The 19739-nt window shown below is 53.7% G+C and carries 19 protein-coding genes, 1 tRNA gene and 1 pseudogene; 8 read left to right on the forward strand and 13 right to left on the reverse strand.

What is annotated here, in order from left to right; all coding sequences use genetic code 11:
• Positions 1-121 precede the first annotated feature (121 nt).
• A complete protein-coding gene (locus V6L79_RS09775; protein ID WP_261741382.1) occupies positions 122-850 on the forward strand; it encodes an amidotransferase in 729 nt (242 codons plus the stop codon).
• Positions 851-960: 110 nt separating this feature from the next.
• On the opposite strand, the gene V6L79_RS09780 is transcribed toward V6L79_RS09775, so the two are convergent.
• The 3 genes from V6L79_RS09780 to V6L79_RS09790 form a co-directional block, all read right to left on the reverse strand.
• Positions 961-1932: a magnesium and cobalt transport protein CorA gene (locus V6L79_RS09780; RefSeq protein WP_261741383.1), complete on the reverse strand. Its 972-nt coding sequence runs from the start codon at positions 1930-1932 to the stop codon at positions 961-963.
• An 83-nt stretch (positions 1933-2015) separates the two neighbouring features.
• Entirely contained in the window at positions 2016-2798 is a 783-nt protein-coding gene (locus V6L79_RS09785) for a 1-acyl-sn-glycerol-3-phosphate acyltransferase (RefSeq protein WP_261741384.1), read from the reverse strand.
• Positions 2799-3018: 220 nt separating this feature from the next.
• Positions 3019-3708 carry a crotonase/enoyl-CoA hydratase family protein gene (locus tag V6L79_RS09790; RefSeq protein ID WP_261741385.1) on the reverse strand — a complete coding sequence of 230 codons (690 nt, stop codon included), beginning with the start codon at positions 3706-3708 and terminating at the stop codon, positions 3019-3021.
• 308 nt (positions 3709-4016) lie between these two features.
• Between V6L79_RS09790 and V6L79_RS09795 the strand changes: the two genes are divergently transcribed.
• Positions 4017-4106 (forward strand) — tRNA-Ser (locus V6L79_RS09795).
• Positions 4107-5050: 944 nt separating this feature from the next.
• On the opposite strand, the gene V6L79_RS09800 is transcribed toward V6L79_RS09795, so the two are convergent.
• Positions 5051-6112 carry a 2OG-Fe(II) oxygenase family protein gene (locus V6L79_RS09800; protein WP_338580132.1) on the reverse strand — a complete coding sequence of 354 codons (1062 nt, stop codon included), beginning with the start codon at positions 6110-6112 and terminating at the stop codon, positions 5051-5053.
• A 966-nt stretch (positions 6113-7078) separates the two neighbouring features.
• Positions 7079-7456 carry a succinate dehydrogenase, cytochrome b556 subunit gene (sdhC, locus tag V6L79_RS09805; RefSeq protein WP_321833759.1) on the reverse strand — a complete coding sequence of 126 codons (378 nt, stop codon included), beginning with the start codon at positions 7454-7456 and terminating at the stop codon, positions 7079-7081.
• A gap of 184 nt (positions 7457-7640) precedes the next feature.
• Between sdhC and V6L79_RS09810 the strand changes: the two genes are divergently transcribed.
• Positions 7641-8252, forward strand: a complete 612-nt coding sequence (locus V6L79_RS09810) for a TetR/AcrR family transcriptional regulator (RefSeq protein ID WP_321833761.1) — start codon at positions 7641-7643, stop codon at positions 8250-8252.
• Between the two features lie 172 nt (positions 8253-8424).
• Here V6L79_RS09810 and V6L79_RS09815 read toward each other — a convergent pair whose 3' ends face one another.
• The 3 genes from V6L79_RS09815 to V6L79_RS09825 form a co-directional block, all read right to left on the reverse strand.
• Entirely contained in the window at positions 8425-9009 is a 585-nt protein-coding gene (locus tag V6L79_RS09815) for a hypothetical protein (protein WP_338580133.1), read from the reverse strand.
• Between the two features lie 336 nt (positions 9010-9345).
• A complete protein-coding gene (locus tag V6L79_RS09820; RefSeq protein ID WP_338580134.1) occupies positions 9346-9678 on the reverse strand; it encodes a tetratricopeptide repeat protein in 333 nt (110 codons plus the stop codon).
• Positions 9679-9972: 294 nt separating this feature from the next.
• Positions 9973-10866, reverse strand: a complete 894-nt coding sequence (locus V6L79_RS09825) for a LysR family transcriptional regulator (RefSeq protein ID WP_338580135.1) — start codon at positions 10864-10866, stop codon at positions 9973-9975.
• Positions 10867-10960: 94 nt separating this feature from the next.
• Between V6L79_RS09825 and V6L79_RS09830 the strand changes: the two genes are divergently transcribed.
• Positions 10961-12127 carry an MFS transporter gene (locus V6L79_RS09830; protein ID WP_321835998.1) on the forward strand — a complete coding sequence of 389 codons (1167 nt, stop codon included), beginning with the start codon at positions 10961-10963 and terminating at the stop codon, positions 12125-12127.
• 54 nt (positions 12128-12181) lie between these two features.
• Here V6L79_RS09830 and V6L79_RS09835 read toward each other — a convergent pair whose 3' ends face one another.
• Together V6L79_RS09835 and V6L79_RS09840 are read right to left on the reverse strand one after the other, a co-directional pair.
• A complete protein-coding gene (locus V6L79_RS09835) occupies positions 12182-13405 on the reverse strand; it encodes an MFS transporter (protein ID WP_338580136.1) in 1224 nt (407 codons plus the stop codon).
• A 220-nt stretch (positions 13406-13625) separates the two neighbouring features.
• A pseudogene (locus V6L79_RS09840) lies at positions 13626-13706 on the reverse strand (type II toxin-antitoxin system RelB/DinJ family antitoxin); the annotation flags it as partial.
• A gap of 487 nt (positions 13707-14193) precedes the next feature.
• Here V6L79_RS09840 and V6L79_RS09845 point away from each other — a divergent pair.
• Positions 14194-14544 carry a DUF6124 family protein gene (locus tag V6L79_RS09845; RefSeq protein WP_321836669.1) on the forward strand — a complete coding sequence of 117 codons (351 nt, stop codon included), beginning with the start codon at positions 14194-14196 and terminating at the stop codon, positions 14542-14544.
• Between the two features lie 69 nt (positions 14545-14613).
• On the opposite strand, the gene V6L79_RS09850 is transcribed toward V6L79_RS09845, so the two are convergent.
• On the reverse strand, positions 14614-15759 hold the full coding sequence (locus V6L79_RS09850) for a serine hydrolase domain-containing protein (RefSeq protein ID WP_261741398.1): 1146 nt from the start codon (positions 15757-15759) through the stop codon (positions 14614-14616).
• Positions 15760-15912: 153 nt separating this feature from the next.
• Positions 15913-16968 (reverse strand): fatty acid desaturase, encoded by a 1056-nt coding sequence (locus V6L79_RS09855; RefSeq protein WP_321836002.1) that lies wholly within the window; start codon positions 16966-16968, stop codon positions 15913-15915.
• Between the two features lie 394 nt (positions 16969-17362).
• Here V6L79_RS09855 and V6L79_RS09860 point away from each other — a divergent pair, with 394 nt between their 5' ends.
• From V6L79_RS09860 to V6L79_RS09870, 3 genes are all read left to right on the forward strand, one after another.
• Positions 17363-17686, forward strand: a complete 324-nt coding sequence (locus V6L79_RS09860) for a GTP-binding protein (RefSeq protein WP_338580137.1) — start codon at positions 17363-17365, stop codon at positions 17684-17686.
• Entirely contained in the window at positions 17683-18438 is a 756-nt protein-coding gene (locus tag V6L79_RS09865; RefSeq protein WP_338580138.1) for a class II aldolase/adducin family protein, read from the forward strand. Before V6L79_RS09860 ends, V6L79_RS09865 begins: the two co-directional genes overlap by 4 nt.
• A 190-nt stretch (positions 18439-18628) precedes the next feature.
• Complete coding sequence (locus tag V6L79_RS09870; RefSeq protein ID WP_261741402.1) at positions 18629-19150, forward strand: hypothetical protein; 522 nt, start codon at positions 18629-18631, stop codon at positions 19148-19150.
• 88 nt (positions 19151-19238) lie between these two features.
• Here the strand turns inward: V6L79_RS09870 and V6L79_RS09875 are convergent, their stop codons facing one another.
• Positions 19239-19574 carry a hypothetical protein gene (locus V6L79_RS09875; protein WP_338580139.1) on the reverse strand — a complete coding sequence of 112 codons (336 nt, stop codon included), beginning with the start codon at positions 19572-19574 and terminating at the stop codon, positions 19239-19241.
• Positions 19575-19739 lie beyond the last annotated feature (165 nt).

The raw sequence follows: 19739 nt of genomic DNA on the forward strand, positions 1-19739 counted from the left end.
TACTTTTCTCAGGGCGGGACAGGCTATTACTACGTTCAGTACTTGCCTTGAAATACCCTTTCAAGGCAGGCTCTGACCAGTTGTCATCATTACTTTCGCTTTTATCGTGCCAGGTATTTTTATGTCGCTACGCATCTGCATTCTGGAAACCGACATTCTGCGTCCAGAGTTTGTTGATCAATATCAGGGCTACGGACAAATGTTCGTGCGCCTGTTCTCCACGCAGCCGATCGCTGCGCAATTCAGTGTGTTCAACGTGATGCATGGCGAGTACCCGTCAGACGACCAGGCCTTCGACGCCTATCTGGTGACCGGCAGTAAAGCCGACTCATTTGGCACCGACCCTTGGATTCAGACCCTGAAGGCCTACCTGCTGACCCGCTTTGAACGTGGCGACAAGTTGATCGGCGTGTGCTTTGGTCATCAATTGCTGGCGCTGCTGTTGGGCGGCAAGAGCGAGCGTGCCACCCAGGGCTGGGGCGTTGGCACCCATCAGTACAAACTGGCGGCCAAGGCGCCTTGGATGAGCCCTGTGGTCGAGGAACTGACGCTACTGATCAGCCATCAGGACCAGGTAACGGCCTTGCCGGACAATGCCACAGTCATTGCATCCAGCGATTTCTGCCCATTTGCCGCCTACCACATCAACGATCAGGTGCTGTGCTTCCAGGGCCACCCCGAGTTTATCCACGACTACTCACGCGCCTTGCTTGACCTGCGCCAGGAGCATTTGGGCGCGCAGATCTACAGCACCGGCATCGCCAGCCTGGAGCAAGACCATCATGGCCGCACCGTTGCCGAGTGGATGATGCGGTTCGTTTCGCACAAGCCGCAAACCGAAACCGTGTAACGCTTATTGATTTGTAGCCGCTGCCGCAGGCTGCGATAAAGAGGCCGCTGCGTGCCTCATCGCAGCCTGTGGCAGCGGCTACAGGTCTTGTGTGTGACAGATAGTGAAACTCACAACCAGCCAGACCGCTTGAAACTGACCCACAACCCGGTCACCCCCAGCGTAATAAACCCCAACACGCCAAAGTAGCCGTAATGCCAGCTCAGCTCCGGCATGTTCTGAAAGTTCATCCCGTAAATGCCCGCCACTGCAGTGGGGAAGGCCAGAATGGCTGCCCAGGCTGCGAATTTGCGCTGCACAATGCTCTGGCGTGATGACTCCAGCAATACGACGATTTCAATCGTTTGCGTGGCGATATCGCGCAGGGTGGTGAGGTCTTCCATCTGGCGGGTGACATGAATCTGCACATCGCGAAAATACGGGCGCATGTTCTTGTCGATAAAAGGGAATGTCAGGCGCTGCAATTCTTCGCTGATTTCGACCATGGGCGCCACATAGCGCCGTAATCGCAACACATCGCGACGCAGGGCATGCAAGTGCACGATATCGGCTTCATTGAGTGCATTGCCCAGAATGTTTTGTTCGAGCTGGTCGATTTCGGCATGGATGGCTTCGCTGACGGGCTGATAGCTCTCGGTCACGAAGTCGAGCAGGGCGTACAGCACGAAATCTTCACCATGCTCGAGCAGCAGCGGGCGCGCCTCGCAGCGCTGGCGTACGGCCTTGTACGAGGCTGAGTGGCCATTGCGACTGGTGATGATGTAGCCGTTGCCGGCAAAAATATGGGTTTCGACGAACTCCAGTTTGCCTTCATGGCGAACCGGCGAGTAGATAACAATAAACAGCGCATCGCCAAAGGTTTCAAGCTTGGGCCGGCTGTGTTTCTCAAGGGCGTCTTCGATGGCCAGTTCATGCAGGTTGAACTGGCGTTGCAGGTTGCTCAGCTCTTGCGCGTCGGGTTGCTCCAGACCAATCCAGACGAAGTGACCGGGCTTTTTGGCCCACTCTATGCCTTCGTCCAGAGTGATAGCGGTGACTTTCTTGCCTGCGTTGTAAACCGCAGCAGCAACAACTCTCCCCATAGTTCTAATCGCTTCTTCTTCAAAGGGTTATGGCACGAATATGCAGCTTAGCGCGCAATCTTGCACTTTGAGTCGACAAACGTTCAGAGGTTCGGATTAGAGGTTGAAGCAGTGCTTCTGGCCACGGGTGGCGCCAGACGTTTATGTTGGCTCAGCAGTTCGCGGTCCATCGCTTCGATGCACTCGCGCATTTGCTCGTGGCACTGCTCCATCAGCCGAGGAATGTCGTCCAGGGTCAGGCCCGCCGTAGGGATCGGGGGCAAGGAGCGAATCTGGATATCAGCACTGTGCCAGCGGTTGAGCTTCAGATGCTGGCTGTAAGTGCTGGCACACACCGGCACAATCGGGACGCCGGCAGTAATTGCCATTTGAAACGCGCCCTTCTTGAACGGCAACAGGGTTTCACCAAAATTGCGCGTGCCCTCCGGGAACACCCAGATTGACGTGTCTTTTTCTTGCAGGGTGCGCGTGGTGGTCAGCATCGATTTACGGGCTTTCTGGGCATTGCCCCGATCAATCAGCACATTGCCCGCCAGCCAGAACAGTTGGCCAAACAGAGGCACCCACTTCAGGCTTTTTTTGCCGATGCAGACCGTACGGCGCGGCACCACATTGCCGAACACAAACAAGTCGTAATTGGACTGGTGGTTAGCGATGACCACGCAGCTGTGAGGCTTGTCCATCAACGGCCCGACTTCGGTCTTGAGCGTGTAGCCGAGGATCCATCTGGAAGGCCAGGCATAAAGTCGCGCGCACAGGCGACTGTTGTCCGGATTGAAAGGACGACACATGCCCAACAGCACACCGAGCACGCCTGCGATCATAAAATGCAGACACATCAACAACATACGTATCGAAAGTAGCATTTACAGGCTCGCTGAAACTAAAGATGGCGCAGTGTACGGATGTGCACTGTATTCAGCAATTACCCCGATACAAGTAGGAGATAGCTGAAGTTTTAGCATTTGTTTCAATGGGCTGGTTGAGGTGCAGGCTAGAGATGTTTAAGGGGATTTGTCGCGAGGCGAGGAGGGGGCTGAATCCCGACCGCAGGCTGCAATCGGGATCGGTGTTGAGGGGCTAAGGTCAGAGCGGGTGGAGCTGGTCTTCTTCTATAGCCTTGTCCAGCGTCTCCAGCAGTGCTTTGCGCACTTTGAGCTTGGTGTTCCTGTGGGCTTTCATATTGATCTTCTTCAACTGGCGGGCCACTTCCAGGGCTGCGGCCTGCAACTCTTCGGGCTTGACCACCTTGTCGAGGAAACCTGCGTCTACCGCGGTGAGCGGGTTAAACATTTCGCCGTTGATCACCGAACGATGAAATGCCGATTTACGCAGGCGGTCGCGGGCCAGTTCAATCCCGGCGTGGTGCATGGTCATGCCGATCTGCACTTCGTTCAGGCCAATACTGAACGGGCCTTCGACGCCGATGCGGTAATCCACCGACAACAACAGGAATGCGCCCTTGGCCACCGCATGACCGGTACATGCGATAACCACCGGGAAAGGATGCGCCAGCATGCGCCGAGCCAGAGTCGATCCCTGCCTGACCAGCTCAATGGCTTGCTCAGGGCTGGCCGTCATTACCTTCAAGTCATAACCGCCCGAAAGAATACCCGGCTGCCCGGTAATGATGACCACAGCGCGATCCAGCTCGGCCTGATCCAGCGCGGCATTAAACGCGGTGATCACGTCCGGGGAAATGGCATTGACCTTGCCATTGCTCAAGGTCAGCGTGGCGATACCGTCTTCCAGGTGGTAGGCAATCAAGTCACTCATGGCGCAATTCCTTGTTATGAAGTGGGGCAGACGTTACCCAGCCCTACGGCGCAGGTAAAGGGCTATGACTGACTGGTGAGTCAGGCAATTGACCTTCGTCCTCTATATAGAAGGCGGCGCAGCAGCGATTACGGCTGAACGGGCAAAGGAGCCTGGCCCGGGATTTGGCGCAATCACCCGCGAGGGCCGTGCCTAAAAAACGACTATTTTCGTAAGCGCATGAAAATTCTGAAAAAAACATTTGTCATATCGAAAGCTTTCGACTACATTAGCGCGCCTCGACAGACAGAACTTGTTTGAAGAGATACGGTGAAGTGTCCGAGTGGCTTAAGGAGCACGCCTGGAAAGTGTGTATACAAGAAATTGTATCGAGAGTTCGAATCTCTCCTTCACCGCCACATTAAGTAAACACAAACCCCTGATTTTCCTAGAGAAAGTCGGGGGTTTGTGGTTTCTGGCGTCTGGAAAAGGGTGATATGGGGATGCGGGCTTGTTTCTCTAGCCAGAGGGCTCCTCTAAACCGAGATCCGTTTGACCGCATCATGGTGGCTCAAGCGCTTGCGGAGGGTATCAGCCTGGTGACACACAACAGCGCCATGCACGCATACCCTCACACGATCATTGTTTGACCTGTGCGTTACCGTGTTACCAAGCCGCCCATCGAGGCGGTTTTTTTCGGTCTGTCACACATAGGCCTGTAAACGCACCTTCTGAGACTGCCAGTGCGAGCGCACAGCGTTTCTCGTCAAAGTGCTGATGGAAGGTGGTCGCACTTTGGCGTCACCCATAAAGGCTACAGGGCTCTCAGGTGAAGGCCATCGGATAGCAATGTTGACGGGCTTTGGGGTCGTGACGTGCTTCATGCCCAGGCGCGCGCCGTCGTCCCTCCACCTCGCCTGCGGGCTATATAGGTCTTTTTTTCTGCAGTTCTGCGTCTTGCTGGCAGCTGGCTGGGTAGAGAGTTTTACGAGACGAAAAGCCTGCAGATCCCTGCAAGGATCCGGGTTTTGAGGCAAGGGAGTGAGTTCACATCAACCTGGGCACATGTTTGTGTTCGAGTAGGTCGCCGATGGCGAATGCTCTTTGTACCTGTTCAGTAGAGACCTACCGATTGCTCCAAGTAGCCACAAGCAGCTATCGGCCAGAATCGGTAATCGTGTGGCCACAAAGCTGGGCTATTCAATTTTCACCAAGCTTATATATGCAGCAAACATTGAAGTTGTAGAAGCCCTCTCACCTGGATCTCGTGAGAGGGCTTTTGCGGGCACCTTAACCACTGAGAAGCCCAATATTTTAATGGGCTTACATTACATCTTCGGGGCCCAAGTAATACCTCGACTGATTAGTTTGGGTATTGTTGTTGCGGTCGAAAGACTTCATCTTTTAGCCGTTCGATATGGGCCAAGCGATTCTCGCGGTGAATACGTTTTGTAGTAGTCCGTTCCGGGTAGCAGCGCATGAACATGTTGGTGAAGTGTTCACCATAATGAATTGATGTGTCTCTTTCGCTCCCAAGTACCGGGCGGGCAACAGCTTCGAAGTGAGGCTCGTGGAAGTAGGCGAAGGCAAAGCGCTCGCGGGTGTTCAGCTTGACTTTATGGGGCGTAGAAAGTAGAAGGCCATCAGTCAGAAATTGCAGAATATCCCCGGGGAAGACTGTAAATACGCGGGGGACTGGTTTGACAAATGTCCAAGGCTCCTGGTGCTCGAACTGGCCAGCAGAACTCTCTGATTGCAACCAGTTTCTGTTGCGTTTTTCTCCTGGAACCGGCGGGCGAATATACAAACCGCCCACATCATCCTGGCTGGCGATGACCAACAAACCATAATCTGTATGGGCACCAATCTCTCGGGATGTGCTGGAGGATTCGGCAGGGAAACGAAGCACACGCATGTGGTGCCATCCGTTTTTAGTCAGTGATGTTAGTGTGTTCTTGTCCGGCAACTCAAGCCCTAGGGCAACAAGTTCTAACAGCTTTTCTCCCACAAGGCCTAGCTCGTCCATGTAGTTCTGCATGCTGGACTTATAGTCGGCGTCGGGCCATGGTGCGGGACCGTGACAAGGCCAGCCCTGTTGTACCTGCTCGCTAGTGTGCGGTAAATCTTTGCAGACTGTGAATATCTCAGGGTTGTCCCGTTCGCCAGCAGTAACTTCTTCTCCTGAAAAAACATACCCGCTATAACTCAGATCACTCAAACAGCTTGCTTTTACCGCGTGAGGCATTTTGAAAAAGCGCTTGCTAGCCTGAAGAGCACTTTGCAGTGCGAGCTCTTGATCGGGGGTGCTTGTTATCTGGAAGATACCATCGGTTTGCCATGCTTTAATCAGCGCGTGACCTAGCGTTTTATCGGCAGAGCTGCCAGTGATGCATTCGGGCAAGACGAAAGTTTGTAAGGCAGTCATTATCGTTCCCTCTTAATCCATTTAAAGGGATGTACTCTCAATCAATGAGGCGTTGGACTTCGATACTGCGCTCAACGGAACTTCACCAGAACAGTGAAAAGCCACTGCTGGATCATGTACATCTTAATGTTCCCGTGCGGGAGTAAGTTTTTATCGTGAGTTGGCGGTTTATGCAAGCTGTTTTCGTAATTAAATTTCCAGCCTTATATTTCGCAATAGATCGAGAGGCTGCTGGAAGTCCGGTATTTGTTGGCTTTGGCGTATTGCACAGACAAGTTATTTTAAGTGATGTGGAATGTAATTTAATCGTAACTCATTAATTCGTAAGGGGTTGATGCTTATAGGTGATTAGTTAATAAAAGAGTAATTAGATTACTTATAGGTTACTCAGATATTACCTGCACCGTATCGGCTGTAGCCCTTTGATTTCGGGTGTTACAGACGTTTTTCCCAAGCGCTTACCGTTATTACCTTTTTTCGATGGCGTTCCCCAAAAAATATACATGCCTTCTCAGGCGGTAGATTCACAGGTTGTCGCACAAAGTCATGGGAACGCCATGGGAACGTTTTTACGCAGACCGCTCCTCTACATTTTTTCCGCACTTCTGCACCAAGCTGACAGGTGGCAGGGCTGTGGGCTGGGCAGAGAGTTTTGGGAGACGAAAACCCTGTGGATCCCTGCAAAGGTAGGTTTTTTTAGGCAATAGAGTGAGTTCACATCAACGTGGCACTTGCTTGTGCTCGAATTGGTCGTCGATGACGAATACCGGTTCTGCCTGTTCGGTAAAGACCTACCGATTGCTCCAGGTAGCCACAGGCAGCTATCGGCCAAAAGCAGTCGCTCGACGGAGTCCTTGTCTTGAGCGATTCGCCTGTTGTAAGTACTAAGTAAAAAGCCCCCACACTTAATCAAAATGTGGGGGCCTTCTTTGGCGAACGTATATCTCTGAGCGCCATCGACGCTGATTACATCCAGAGCCAAATGGCACAGGCAGCAATGAGCAAGGTCGACACAATAATTACGATAACAGAACCGCGCTTTCCGCCTTGCAGTGTCTCTCCCACCCCCATATCCATGATCAGGTGCCGGACGCCCGCCACCAAATGATAGATCAAAGCTGAATACAGCACCCACGCGATCAGCTTGCCAAGCGGCGATAACAGCATGCCTTTGATCTCGTTGAAACCTTCTTCTGAGCTCAATGACTTGCCCAATGCGTAAAGCATCACGAACAGGCACAAGAAAAGCAGGATCCCGGACAGACGATGCAGGATCGAGGTGAGTGCCGTGACAGGGTATTTCATTGAACCCAAGTCGAGATTGACTGGCCTCTTCTTGTTCATCTTCACTCCAAATCTGTAATTTCACGTCAGGCCAAACACTGTCAGCTGACAGCGCGGTCGGTTGGCAAGGGCTTTGGCATGCCAGTGTTGGATTCTAAACTAAACCGTACGGTCTAGTTTAGCTTTTGGTACGAAGCTGACGACCGATGGACTAGGATAGGCAAACTTTTGAACGAGACCGCTTATGCGAACGAAATCCGAGGCACGCCGATCAGCGATCTTAATGGCCGCCGGGCAGGTTTTTCATGACCAAGGATTTGAGGGCGCTTCCATGGCTCAAATTGCAATGAGTCTCGGCTGCTCTAAAGCAACACTCTATGCGTATTTTGAATCCAAAGAGGTCCTGTTTTACGAAGTGCTGATGACGGCGGCAGGGTCGCAAATGCGCGAAACGTTTAATGCCATTGAGAACCTGTCACTGCCAATTCGTGACGCTCTTCAGATCTTGGGGGAACAAATTATTTCTTTGCTTTACTCAGAAGAGGTTATGGCTGTCCGCCGGTTACTTTTGTCCGCAGCTGGCCGCAAAGCAGGATTGGGCAAAGCTTGCTATGAAGCCGGACCAGCACAATTTTTAGAGGCGACATCGCTTTTACTCAAGCATTACATGGACACAGGGAAACTTCGCCAATCTGATTCACGGGTCGCAGCTTTACACTTGCGCGCACTGCTGGAGTCCGAATGGATTGACCTATTCCTGTTTTCCACCATGCAGGGTTTCGACCAGGCCTTCTGTAAAGAAACGGCTACCAGAGCGACAGATGCATTTTTAGCCGCGTACAGCCCAACGCAGTGATCCCCCTCTAGCAGCTCTGCTTGGCCAACGATAGCCCATTCCGACGTTAACAGAAGCAGGCGAAATACAGCATAGGGCCGGTTTCAATCTATCTCCAAGGTCCGCTATGGGTCGATAGCAGCCGTAAGCGGCACAGACTTAAGGCGTGGGACTGTTTCGGACAGTCTCACGACTAGAAGTTCTCAAGACTGACTTTTATACCAGCTCGTCCAGCCAACTCAGCAATCTCTTCCAGCCGATTAGTGTCAACAATGACACCTTCGTAATTATCATCTCCGAAATCCAGGTGAAGATAACGTTTACCAAACCGAGCCAGCCATTGATCAAAGTCATTGAGAACTTCGGGCATCGATGAGACACCATCCTGCACATAAACGTATGGCTCTTTCAAACCACTGGCTCTAACCAAATAGGGGGCTTGGTACTCAAACACGTCAAAGCCCTTCCAATCCATGCTAAGGAGAACGAGGTTTTCAAGTTTTTGTCCCTTTGAGTCATTCAGAAATCCCTCCGAGAGGGCACTGGATGCGTCGTCTCCCATTGCGTACCTACGCATCACGCGCCTAACAAGCCTAGCGCCTTCTTTTTCTGGAACTACAGCTACCAGCGTTTTGGAAAAAGCCTCAAGAGCTTTTTTCTGGGACGGATCGCTTCGTTCCGGCCGCAGTTCTTTCATGATTGCTGAAGCGCTGAGGTTGGTTTCCTCGGGTGGGGGCATGGTAAAGCGTCCACCAAACAACCGATCTAAGATGCCCATATTAGCCCTCTGTATTACCTTGAAAAAATCATCGGAATCGCCCCGGTTCTCTTAGAGATATCGAAGCCTCAAAAGGACGCAAGCTTAGGCAAGGTTCGATCAGTCAGCTTTTGGCCGAGTGACAGGAGGGTTCGCTGACTTCATTGCTGCGCTGAGTGTGGCTACCCTGCCAAGCGCGGAAGGCTAACTTACCAGGCAGCAAACGAGGTCCGCTTATTGCCGTCGTCGAACTATCGTCGGTCAGCTAGCTTATTAAAGCGCGGCACAATTTTTTAGGAATACGAAATACCTAGGGTCATCGCTGCCAAAAATCTCATCTCCAGCCCCCATGTACGCTCACATGAGTACATCGGCGGCTCGATCAGTTTCCCCTCTTTCGTACAGTGCTTGGCCCAGACGCAAATGCAGAAATGGATTGCCGATTGCATCGGGACCAGTCATCGCATACTCAAGAGCTTCTTTTGCCGAGGTGAAGAATCCCCCAAGAAAACAGGCATCGCCGATAGCGGTAAGTTCCCATGTCGCCGCCTCCCAGTTATTTTTGGGTTCTGGAATCAGCTCCCACGCCAGGTTGTATTGGCCGATGGCGGCCTTGTAGTCGCCACTTTCCAGGAGCCCATCACCCACTTGGCAAAACTCTTTGATCTGCTCATGGGTCAAGGTATCCATTTGATTTCCCTATCCATAAGGTTTAACGCGTGAATCCCAGATTTTGCAAGCGCACTGGTAGATAAAAAAGCGTGAAAATGACCACGATAGATAGGGCAGCTTCTGCCCGATTTCTGCCAGTGACGACAGGCAGAAATCGGCCAAAAGCGGTCTTTCACGACGGCCATTTAAGACGTGCGGACGACCCATCAATGCCAGAGTTCACGATTGTTCCAGTAAGGCAAACCATCTATTGATAGTGCACCCAAAAATGTTTTGATCACTTCAACATCACAAGTACCCGAAAATATCAGCTTACATCCGGTGATGTTCCAGCAAGAAGTCCACGAACAATCGTACCCGCGCCGGCATTGCCGCCCCGCCGACGAACACCGCATGAATCGGTTCTTGGTCCCCGGGGTTCCAGGCTTCCAACAGCGGAATCAGGTCGCCGCGCTGCAGATCCTCGCTCACGCTGAACTCACCGATACGTGCAATGCCGGCACCTACTCGCGCGAGTTGTGCCAGCGCTTCACCACTGCTGCATTCGATGTTGCCGCTGACCTTTAGGGAAAACTCTTTTCCATCGCGGATAAACGGCCAGTTGGGTTCGGCACGCCGGAAGTTGAAGCGCAGGCAGTTGTGCCGTAGCAGGTCCTCCGGTTCGAGGGGGATACCGTGGCGCTGCAGGTACTCGGGGGATGCCACCACGACCTGGCCGGTGGCACCGATCCTGCGCGCGGTCAGCGGGCTGTCCGGCAAATGGCCAAAGCGTATCGCCACGTCAGCCTGGCCGCCGAGAATGTCGACGACTTCGTCACCCAGTGTGAGGTCAACGACGATATTCGGATAACGGGCGCTGAATGCTGCCACCAAGGGAACGATGGCCAGCCGCCCATGGCCCAGGGCGGCGCTGACCCGCAATCGGCCCCTTGGTACGCCTTGGTCGGCGATGGCTTCTTCGACCTCGTCCATGTCGGCCAGGATGCGCCGGGCGCCGCGCAGGAAAGCTTCACCCTCTGCGGTGAAGGTGATCGCTCGGGTGGTGCGCAACAGCAGGCGGGTGCCCAGACGCTGCTCGGTACGCGCAATGATCCGACTGACCGCAGAGGGTGTCAGCCCCAATGCACGCGCGGCGGCCGACAGGCTGCCTTCCTGCGCCACCGTAACGAACACGCTCATTTCACCCGACCTGCCGTTGAAGTCCATTTGTGCTCACTACGCAAAGGTGATTGCCAAAAATGCTATCTACCGCCTTGAAAGGGTGGATCGTAGCATTGGCGGCATAGATAAGGAGTTTTCCATGCGTATCAATCCACCACTTGTAGCACTCGCCATTGGCGCCTTTGCCATTGGCGTTACCGAGTTCGCACCCATGGGCATGTTGCCGGGCATCGCTGCGGATCTCGGCGTATCTATTCCCGCCGCAGGTCTGTTGGTCAGTGCTTACGCGCTGGGCGTACTCCTCGGCGCGCCGCTGATGACCCTGACCACCGGCAGAATTCCACGACGCTATCTGCTGATTGGACTCATGGCGATTTTCACCTTGGGCAATCTGATGTCAGCCCTGGCTACCGATTACTACAGTCTCATGGTCGCCAGGGTGGTGACCTCACTGAACCACGGTGCGTTCTTTGGCGTCGGCTCCATCGTCGCCGCCAGCGTGGTCGCACCGCAGAAACGTGCGGGGGCGGTTGCGGCCATGTTCATGGGCTTGACCCTGGCGACCATCGGTGGTGTTCCACTGGCCGCCTGGTTTGGCGAACTGCTGGGCTGGCGCACGGCATTCTGGGGCATTACCGGCCTCGGCGTGGTGGCCATGGTCGCATTATGGTTCGCTCTGCCCAACCTGCCGGCGCCGAAAAGCGTCGGTGTACTGGCCGAAATCAAGGTACTGGGCCGTGGCCCGGTGCTGGGGGCCTTGGCCCTGACCGTTGTCGGCTCGGGAGCCATGTTCACCGTCTTCACCTACATCGCACCGATCCTCAGCAGTGAGACTCACGCATCCACCGCTTACATCACCGCCATGCTGGTGCTGTTCGGTGTGGGTTTGACGCTGGGCAACATGTGGGGCGGCAAGGCCGCCGACCGCTCGATAGATCGCACCCTGATCGTTTCGTTGAGCATGCTGATTCTGGTCTTGCTGGCGTTCACTGTACTGATGCGCTGGCCGCTGCCAGCCGCGGTTGCCATCCTGATATGGGGTATCGCCAGCTTCGCCCTTGTGCCGCCTCTGCAGATGCGCGTTATGGAAGCGGCCAAGGATGCGCCCAATCTGGCCTCGGCGGTAAACATCGGCGCCTTCAACTTCGGCAACGCGATTGGTGCGGCGCTGGGCGGAGCGGTGATCAATGCCGGGCTGGGTTATCCGGCGATCTCCTTGGCGGGAGCGGCGATGGCTGCTCTGGGGCTGCTGATGGTGTTGGCTTATGCCTGGCGTTCCAGAACGATTGAAGCAGCAGTGGTGTGACGAAGATGAGGGGAGTGGTTCGTTACAGAAAAATGGCAGTGTTGATGCAGGATGTCAGCATCTGTCAGTTTTTCTGCCCAAAAGCAGCGCCACCAACGCCAGTCCCTGAATGCACCCTGCGACAACCAGCAGAGACAATCCCCCGTACGCCCCGCCCACCAAAGATTTCACCCCACCAAAAACCACCGGTGCAAACGCATAGCAGCCCTGTGCGATCGCCACAATCAGCGTAACCACACGATGAACTTGGTCGCGCGGGAACTCTGCCTGAGCGATTAGCGGCGGCAGCGATGTTGCATTGCCAATACCAATGCCGAAAAGGATCATGCCTACCCATAGCAACGCAGGAAATGCACTCAAGCCGATCAAGCTCACACATCCGGCAAGTTGGCAGCCGTAATTGATACAGGCAACCGTGCGGCGGTTGATATTTCTCCCCATCAGCCAAGTGGCCAGATACCTACCGGCTATAGCGCTTGTAGTCGCCACGCCTATGGCCAGGCCTGCGGTTTGTGCTGCAACATGGTTGGTCAACATCAAAAAAAGTTGGCTAACAAGGCCAATTTGCGCGAACAAGCCTAGGGACATTGCAGCCGCCAGGGTAAGGAACTGCCTGTTTACTCTCAGCATTATCGCTGAGGGGCTAGACGACTGCTGAAGTTCGCATAGCTCGTGAGACGCCCCATCGGGGTATTGGCCGAGTTGTTCGGGTCGGATGTTGAACACCATGAATGAGAGTCCAGCCATTACCGCTACGGACAGGATCCCCGTGCCTATCGCCGCATTAGTGAAGCCAAATGTGCTAATCAAGTAGACCCAGGCAGATGAGAAGATCACACCGCCGAGACTCGCGCCATTGTAAGCCTTGGCTAATGCATCTGGCCGCCTCTTCACGAACCAAGGAGAGATTACTGCATTGACTGCGGCGGCCCCCATCGTTACCCAACCGAAGCCGCTAAGCGTTGCGGCAATAAATAGCTGATAAGGTTGAGTGGCAATGGACCAACCGTACACTCCGATCGAGAGAATGATCACGCCAGCAAGCGTGACTAAAGGAACGCCTGCATATCTATAAAAGCCAGGTAGGTTCACCACCACCAACGTACCAGACAGAAAGTGGACTGTAACCGCAGCGGAGCACATGGCCAGCGACCAACCGGTACTCTGCATGACTGCGTACATGAAAATTGGTGGGCCGTAGAAACCAATGCCCCAGCCGAATACGGCCATCACAAATGTCGCAACGACTACCTTGTTACCAAAAAAAGACGGCCTCATTAGCCCGCTCCTTCGAATACTGTTGCCGCAGTATGGAGTCTAAGTGGGCGTACACTTCGGGGTTGAACGAAGTATGGATGTACAAGCTGCGAACCGTTCACCAGCTGCGGTTGCCAACGCAATCGCCGAGCACCGCACGATGCGGCAACACTCCTTCTGCTTACTCAGAATGTAGTAGTTGTGTAGGGTCGACCGGTTGAATCCAAAGCTGATAGCAGTCGGGCAACTTGCGCAGGCGTTCAAGTTCCTGATAGGCGCGGGCTTTGAGTTCATCGTCCACGCGGATGTTGATAGAGGCCATGAGCTTGACTCTTGTAATGACATTTGTCATTGCGTTGTCGTTTTTCACATTGCTATGCAAGCGCCATTCGGCGGTTGAAAATTTTAGATAACTCACGTTGCCTCCAAGGATTAAACCCCGCCGTGAGGCGATCAGTTATGTGAGATTAGCTAGCGTAAATCAGGACTTTCGTACGACGTTTCGCTTTCAATCCAGTGAAGCTTCCGAGAGAATCCCGCTCGCTTGCGCCTGCCCAAATCGGGGAATAGTCTCGGCCCATCGCTGCAAAATCAGCGGTCGGGTTTAGTCGCCCGGTTTGCCATCTGGCGCATCAGCGCCACCCTAGAGAGGCGCTTTTTTTGGCCCACCTTCTATGGTGGCCGTGCGCAGGGCGCCTTTGGGCGCGCCGGTTTCCAGATGCACCGGTCGACTAACCTGCGTACGGCTGCCACCCCTTCGTTTAGTCGCGACAAGTGGCAGCTCCTTTGGACGCATCTGGAGTTGACCCATGAAAAAGATCACCCCCGATCCACCTTCTTTTACCCTGCAAGATGCTGCTCAGTGCGATACACAGTCGCTGGACCGTGCCGCCGCTGATCGTGCGCTCGATTTCTACCTGCAAAGCCATATGCCTGCTCGCCCCATGGGCGCGGCGATGTTTGCCATCCCGAACAGTGTCAATTTAGAAGCGGCTTTGGCCCAAGCGTCAGACTTGTTGCGCTGCGCGGGTGCTTCGGCGAGTGAGGCGGGGAATGGTTTGAGCGGTATGCAGCGCGATCTGGTGTTGTCGGTAGCGCATTTGGTGGAGCTGGCCAAGGCGTATGTCGACAAGTCGCTGGATGGTGTGGCGATGCACTAAGCAGCACGCGCCTGGGGCAAGCAGGCGCGTTATTTCTATCAGGCTGTGGAGGCTTCAATCCGTGAACGCCTAGAACGCGGCGTAAGCCAGAGCTGCCAGGTTCTGGGCACGTGGATCAATCATCGTGTGACCACCTGATGTGGTTGTCACAAAGCTGAAGCTGATGTCTCGTTCAGCGTCGGCGAAGGCAATTGGACCGCCAAGGCCTATATGACCAAAGGTGTTGGGCCCCATGCAGTGTGTAGCATCCGGATCGGCCTTCTGTTCCATCATGCAACCCAAGCCATAACGCATTGGCCGCTTCCAGATACGGTCTATGCCGTTGCTGTGCTCCTTGGTGAACTCATTCAGCATCTCTTTGCCGATCAAGCGCCCGGCCAGCAATGCGCTGTAAAAACCGGCCAGTCCACCTGCCGTGCTGTGTGAGCTTGCGCCGGGCTGCTGAAAGGCCCACCACCTGGGATCAGATGATCGCTTGGGCGTCATGCCTGGATTGGTAAATGCAAGCGTCGAGATATCTTCTGAATCAGCAGCAACCACTGCTCGTAAGTTCCTGGAGTAAGGATCGCCTGTTCGGCCTTTGGCTGCGTTAAAGTGGGCGATGCGGTAAAAATTGTTCTCTTCCACGCCAAGATGAACTTCCAGTCCATGGGGCTGGGTTATTTCCTCTCGGATAAAGGTGCAAGGGGTGCGCCCGTCAGTTCGCTGAATCAACTCCCCGAGGATCCAGCCATAGGTTGTAGTTCCATAGCCAAGTTCGGTCCCGGGCTGCCACCATAACGGTTCAGCAGCCAGTACTTGAACCATATGTTCCCAGTCATACATCTTGGGATTGTGGTCCGGGAATCTCAAAGCGGGAATCCCGGAGGTATGGCTCATCACATGCCGCAGGGTCACTTCACCTTTACCGCCTTGTGCGAACTCAGGCCAATAATGAGCCACCGGGATGTCCAGTTCTAATTTCCCTTTCTCAACCAGCATCAATGCAGCCACCGCAGCGAACGGTTTGACCGTGCAAAATGTATTGACCAATGTATCTTTGTTCCAGGCTTTTTTACCTTCTAGATCCGACGAGCCTGCCCATACATCTATAACGGTCTCATCACCGATCTTGACGCAAAGTCCTCCCCCTCGTTCCTGCGGATCATTAAAGATGGATTCAAAAGCCTGTTTGACGCCTTCAAACTCCGGTGTACATATTCCCTTGGCTTCCATGCGTAAGACTCCCTGCGATTGAAGTTGCGCTATTGTTTAACTCGTCAGTTAAGGCAGTCGTCTGAAAGTTGACGAGTGATAACGGTCCGTGTTTGGTGTTTTCGGTGGAGATACTCGATGACTGAGTAAACAGATAGTGAGAAGGTTTTTTATTCAAGACTCCGGCTGAGTAAAGTTGTAGCGGTTAGCGCGTTTATAGGTGCCAAAGTCATTAAAGCGCACACCGTGCTCAGCGAGTACCTTATGGGCAAAGGGCGCTGTCATTTGACGAAGGTAGAACGGGTCTCTGACTACGAAATGATGAATGCAGTGTGTGCTGCCAAAATTGAAGCAAAACAACTGGAATGGCCACAACCACCAATGGTTCATGACTTGGGTTTGCTGCAAGGGATTGCGTGGTGTCACGTCGCCATAATAATGAATATTGGAGCTAATAAAGAACAGGCAGAACTGACGTATGATATTTGGCGCTACGATGATAACCACCGCGCTATTGATCACGTTCATCAGCATTGAAGTGGTTGGTGATGGCTGATAGGCAATGCCCATAAGGGAGCTTGCCCATGTGTACAGGTGATATCCCAGGAATATATACCAGCAGCCCCAGTACAGGAGCCCCATAGGCGCATTCAAGCGAAGTACCTTGACTGTCAATCTGATCTTTTCTCGCCAGGTAGGTGCGAACAAGGCATTCACAATACCAAATACAAAGCCGTCAATAAGTTTTAAAAACCTCTTTGCACCCCACGTGCTGCCGCTGGTAGTAATCCATGCTTCAACATCGGTATCTGTGCCCGACTCTTTGTGGTGGTGAAAGTGCAGCTCACGCCTTAACCAAGGGCTGGGCATTCCTGGGCGAGTTATCCAACAAAGCAGCATCATCAGGTTGTGTGCTAAGGGTTGCTTTCTGAAATACAGGCGGTGGATCAAGTCATGTTCAAGTTCGTGTATGAGCGAGGTCAGTAAGGCATTGACCAGAATGCACAGCCAGCCGGGTATTATGCCTTTTATATACAGCGCACCCATGATCACCATCCCCGTCACGGACAGTGTCATCACACTGGCACCTATGACGTTCTGATAACCTAGCAGGCTGTACCGTTTGCGCAGTTCGTTACTGTGTTGTGTAATTTTTTGCGTGATGTCGTTGATTGACTCTTGCTCTGTTTTTGATAGAGGACTGGTCGATATTGTATGTGTGTTATTCATCACTTCATCCTTTGAAGACGATGGGGCAGGTTGGCTTCACTAGCAAAGCACAGATAAAATTTAGGGCAAGTTTTAAATGTTTTCGGGAGTTTGATCTGACGAGCGGATATATAAAATGTCGTATTGTCTGACAAAACAGCTTATATGTTGAGCTTAATAAGGTTTTGTTTTTAGCAAAGCATCGGTAGGGGTATAGCAACTCAGGGTGGATACTTGTATTGGCAGTTTTTTATTGTGATGAGTAATTGTTTTCGGTGTAAGCAAGCCAAACATTAATAATGACTGGTTAGTCACTCTCTTATATCCCGGTACCTCACGTTGTAGTTTCGCGCAGCCTGATGCGCTCTGGCTGGATTCGGAGCCTGAACCGCGAGGGGCCAAACCGCTAACTCCCGTGTCCAGCGACGATCACAGTGAAATTTTCAGCAGTTGGACATGGCAGCAGACCGCTACCCTCAATATCGAGCGCTTGCGCGGCTGGTTGCAGGCGTTGCCCAGTGATGTTTTCCGGGTCAAGGGCCTGGTGGTATTGGCCCAGAGCAGCTCGGCGCACTGGTTGCAGCATGTTGGCAGCCGCAGTCAGTTTTTGCCCGCCACCGATGAAGCAATGGCCAACGTAAGCCGGTTGGTGTTTATTGCTCGTCGTGGCTTCGATGGCTGGGATGCTTTGGAGCGTGGGTTGCAGGCATGCAAAATCACAGAGGATGAGCGGACATGAACCCGGTAGAACAGCATTTACGTGAGCAACTGGCGGCGTGTTATCGACTGATCGCGCACTTTCGCATGACCGATCTGATCTTTACCCACATCTCGGTGCGATTGCCGGGGCCTGAACATCACTTTCTGATCAACCCGTACGGGCTGATGTTCGAGGAAATCACGGCATCCAACCTGGTCAAGATAGACCTGCAAGGCCATGCCGTGGAACCGTCGCCGTACCCGGTCAACCCGGCAGGTTTTGTGATTCACAGCGCCATACACGGCGCCCGTGAAGACGCCCATTGCGTGCTGCATACCCATACCAGGTCCGGGTGTGCCGTGGCGGCATTGCAGTGTGGCCTGCTACCGGTCAACCAGATTTCGATGGAGTTCTATGGCCGTGTCGCCTATCACGACTATGAAGGTGTGGCGTTGGACCTGAGCGAGCAGCAGCGGCTGGTGCAGGACATCGGCGACAAGCCTGTGCTGATCCTGCGTAATCATGGTTTGCTGACCGTTGGTGAAACTGTGAGTCAGGCCTTTTTGCGCATGTACTACCTGGATAAAGCCTGCGAAATCCAGCTGGCCGCGATGGCTGCCGGTGAGTTGGTTTTACCCGCCGCCGATATTTGCGAATACACCGAGCGCCAGTTCAACGACCCCGGCAGGCCGCTGGAGGAGGGCGAGTTGGACGACCCGGACGCCATGCAACTGGCTTGGGCTGCGTTACTGCGAATGCTTGATCGTATTGCGCCGGGTTATCAGGATTGATGCTTGCCTGAGGGCTCCAAGTACCTTGTGGGAGCGGGCTTGCTCGCGATTCAGGCGGCTCGGTCTGGCTGAAGAAGCGCAGTAGCGTGCTCTGCGTTACTATCTGGCCCTGGCAATCATCAAGGACGACTGAATGCATCGGCCGTCCCATTGAGTGCTCCCACTCGAACTCAAATGGATTTAGACGATTATGAAGCTGCTCCCACTTGGCATGCTGTTGTTGCTGACCGCAGGCTGCGCACAGGTCCAGCACTACACGCCCCCAGCCGGCGCACCCCAGGCGCAGATCCGCAGTGAAATGGACGCGTTGAGCAATTATCGCAACTACCTGACCCTGACCGAGGCTCCGATTGTGGGCTGCAAGTACGGCCGGACAGTGGCAGTGAAGCCGGGCCGGCAATTGTTCGCCGTGCGCGACAAAACCTCCCGGCCAGCAGGCTCTATCTCTGTCGAAGCGGCAAAGCCGTTGCATTTAGTGGTGGATGGCGCGGCAAACGCCGGCCGTACCTGCAGAATCGAATTCGTCAGTGAGTTCGCCCCGGGGGCTCGCTATGTGATCAAGGGCGGCATTATTGAAAACCCCGAGACCTATGACTCTTGCCAGGTGAAGATTTTTGACGAGGACACCGGAGCGCCTCTGCGGATGGTCGAGCCGCCAGCCTCCAAGGGCAACGGCTGTGCTCTGGATCGGTTGCCGTTGACGGTGCGTTGATCGCCAGCCTGCCTTCATTCGGGTGAGCCAGTTTCAACGGTGATAAAAACCTGTACGCACCGTTCGCAAGTCTCTTGCGAGGCTTGATTCAGGATGACTGGCTTTTCACCGCCAGAGTTCTGGAGAAAACTTGCTCTGCTTCCACGAATGCAGGTGTTCTGCCAGCGTCTGCATAAATGTCTTCGCCTTCTTCAACCCTGATGACCTCAGAACCCTTCACGTATGGCATGGCCTGTTCAGCTTGTTGGAGCGCGCTATGGATCAGGCCTTGGGTAATGCTGGCCTCATCCAGCCCGTAGGCCTGGGCGAAAGCCTTGATTTTGACCAGATCATGCTTGTGCAACGCAAGGGTGTATTCAACCCGCTCACTGGATTCCTGAGACCTGGATTCCCAGTTGTTGAGCATGTCCCTGAAGATGTCCATAAGGCTTCTCCTGTGTTACTGGAAGTGTTCCTGGACAGTATGGCTCACGGTTCGCTGAAATGACTGCATGGCCATGTGTTACGGGACTCTTGGTAAGAGTCCAATTTTTCCTGGCCCCCGGCAGCTTGTCTGAAGCAACCACCCGTCAGAAAAGATAACTTCATC

The organism is Pseudomonas sp. ML2-2023-6 (assembly GCF_037055265.1).
In the GTDB taxonomy this organism is placed as follows: Bacteria; Pseudomonadota; Gammaproteobacteria; order Pseudomonadales; family Pseudomonadaceae; genus Aquipseudomonas; species Aquipseudomonas kulmbachensis.

Bases quoted from the DNA above. Each gene is read 5' to 3' on its own strand.
- V6L79_RS09775 (WP_261741382.1), top strand. From the start codon at position 122: ATGTCGCTACGCATCTGCATTCTGGAAACCGACATTCTGCGTCCAGAG.
- V6L79_RS09780 (WP_261741383.1), bottom strand. From the start codon at position 1,932: ATGGGGAGAGTTGTTGCTGCTGCGGTTTACAACGCAGGCAAGAAAGTC.
- V6L79_RS09785 (WP_261741384.1), bottom strand. From the start codon at position 2,798: ATGCTACTTTCGATACGTATGTTGTTGATGTGTCTGCATTTTATGATC.
- V6L79_RS09790 (WP_261741385.1), bottom strand. From the start codon at position 3,708: ATGAGTGACTTGATTGCCTACCACCTGGAAGACGGTATCGCCACGCTG.
- V6L79_RS09800 (WP_338580132.1), bottom strand. From the start codon at position 6,112: ATGACTGCCTTACAAACTTTCGTCTTGCCCGAATGCATCACTGGCAGC.
- sdhC (WP_321833759.1), bottom strand. From the start codon at position 7,456: ATGAACAAGAAGAGGCCAGTCAATCTCGACTTGGGTTCAATGAAATAC.
- V6L79_RS09810 (WP_321833761.1), top strand. From the start codon at position 7,641: ATGCGAACGAAATCCGAGGCACGCCGATCAGCGATCTTAATGGCCGCC.
- V6L79_RS09815 (WP_338580133.1), bottom strand. From the start codon at position 9,009: ATGGGCATCTTAGATCGGTTGTTTGGTGGACGCTTTACCATGCCCCCA.
- V6L79_RS09820 (WP_338580134.1), bottom strand. From the start codon at position 9,678: ATGGATACCTTGACCCATGAGCAGATCAAAGAGTTTTGCCAAGTGGGT.
- V6L79_RS09825 (WP_338580135.1), bottom strand. From the start codon at position 10,866: ATGGACTTCAACGGCAGGTCGGGTGAAATGAGCGTGTTCGTTACGGTG.
- V6L79_RS09830 (WP_321835998.1), top strand. From the start codon at position 10,961: ATGCGTATCAATCCACCACTTGTAGCACTCGCCATTGGCGCCTTTGCC.
- V6L79_RS09835 (WP_338580136.1), bottom strand. From the start codon at position 13,405: ATGAGGCCGTCTTTTTTTGGTAACAAGGTAGTCGTTGCGACATTTGTG.
- V6L79_RS09845 (WP_321836669.1), top strand. From the start codon at position 14,194: ATGAAAAAGATCACCCCCGATCCACCTTCTTTTACCCTGCAAGATGCT.
- V6L79_RS09850 (WP_261741398.1), bottom strand. From the start codon at position 15,759: ATGGAAGCCAAGGGAATATGTACACCGGAGTTTGAAGGCGTCAAACAG.
- V6L79_RS09855 (WP_321836002.1), bottom strand. From the start codon at position 16,968: ATGAATAACACACATACAATATCGACCAGTCCTCTATCAAAAACAGAG.
- V6L79_RS09865 (WP_338580138.1), top strand. From the start codon at position 17,683: ATGAACCCGGTAGAACAGCATTTACGTGAGCAACTGGCGGCGTGTTAT.
- V6L79_RS09870 (WP_261741402.1), top strand. From the start codon at position 18,629: ATGAAGCTGCTCCCACTTGGCATGCTGTTGTTGCTGACCGCAGGCTGC.
- V6L79_RS09875 (WP_338580139.1), bottom strand. From the start codon at position 19,574: ATGGACATCTTCAGGGACATGCTCAACAACTGGGAATCCAGGTCTCAG.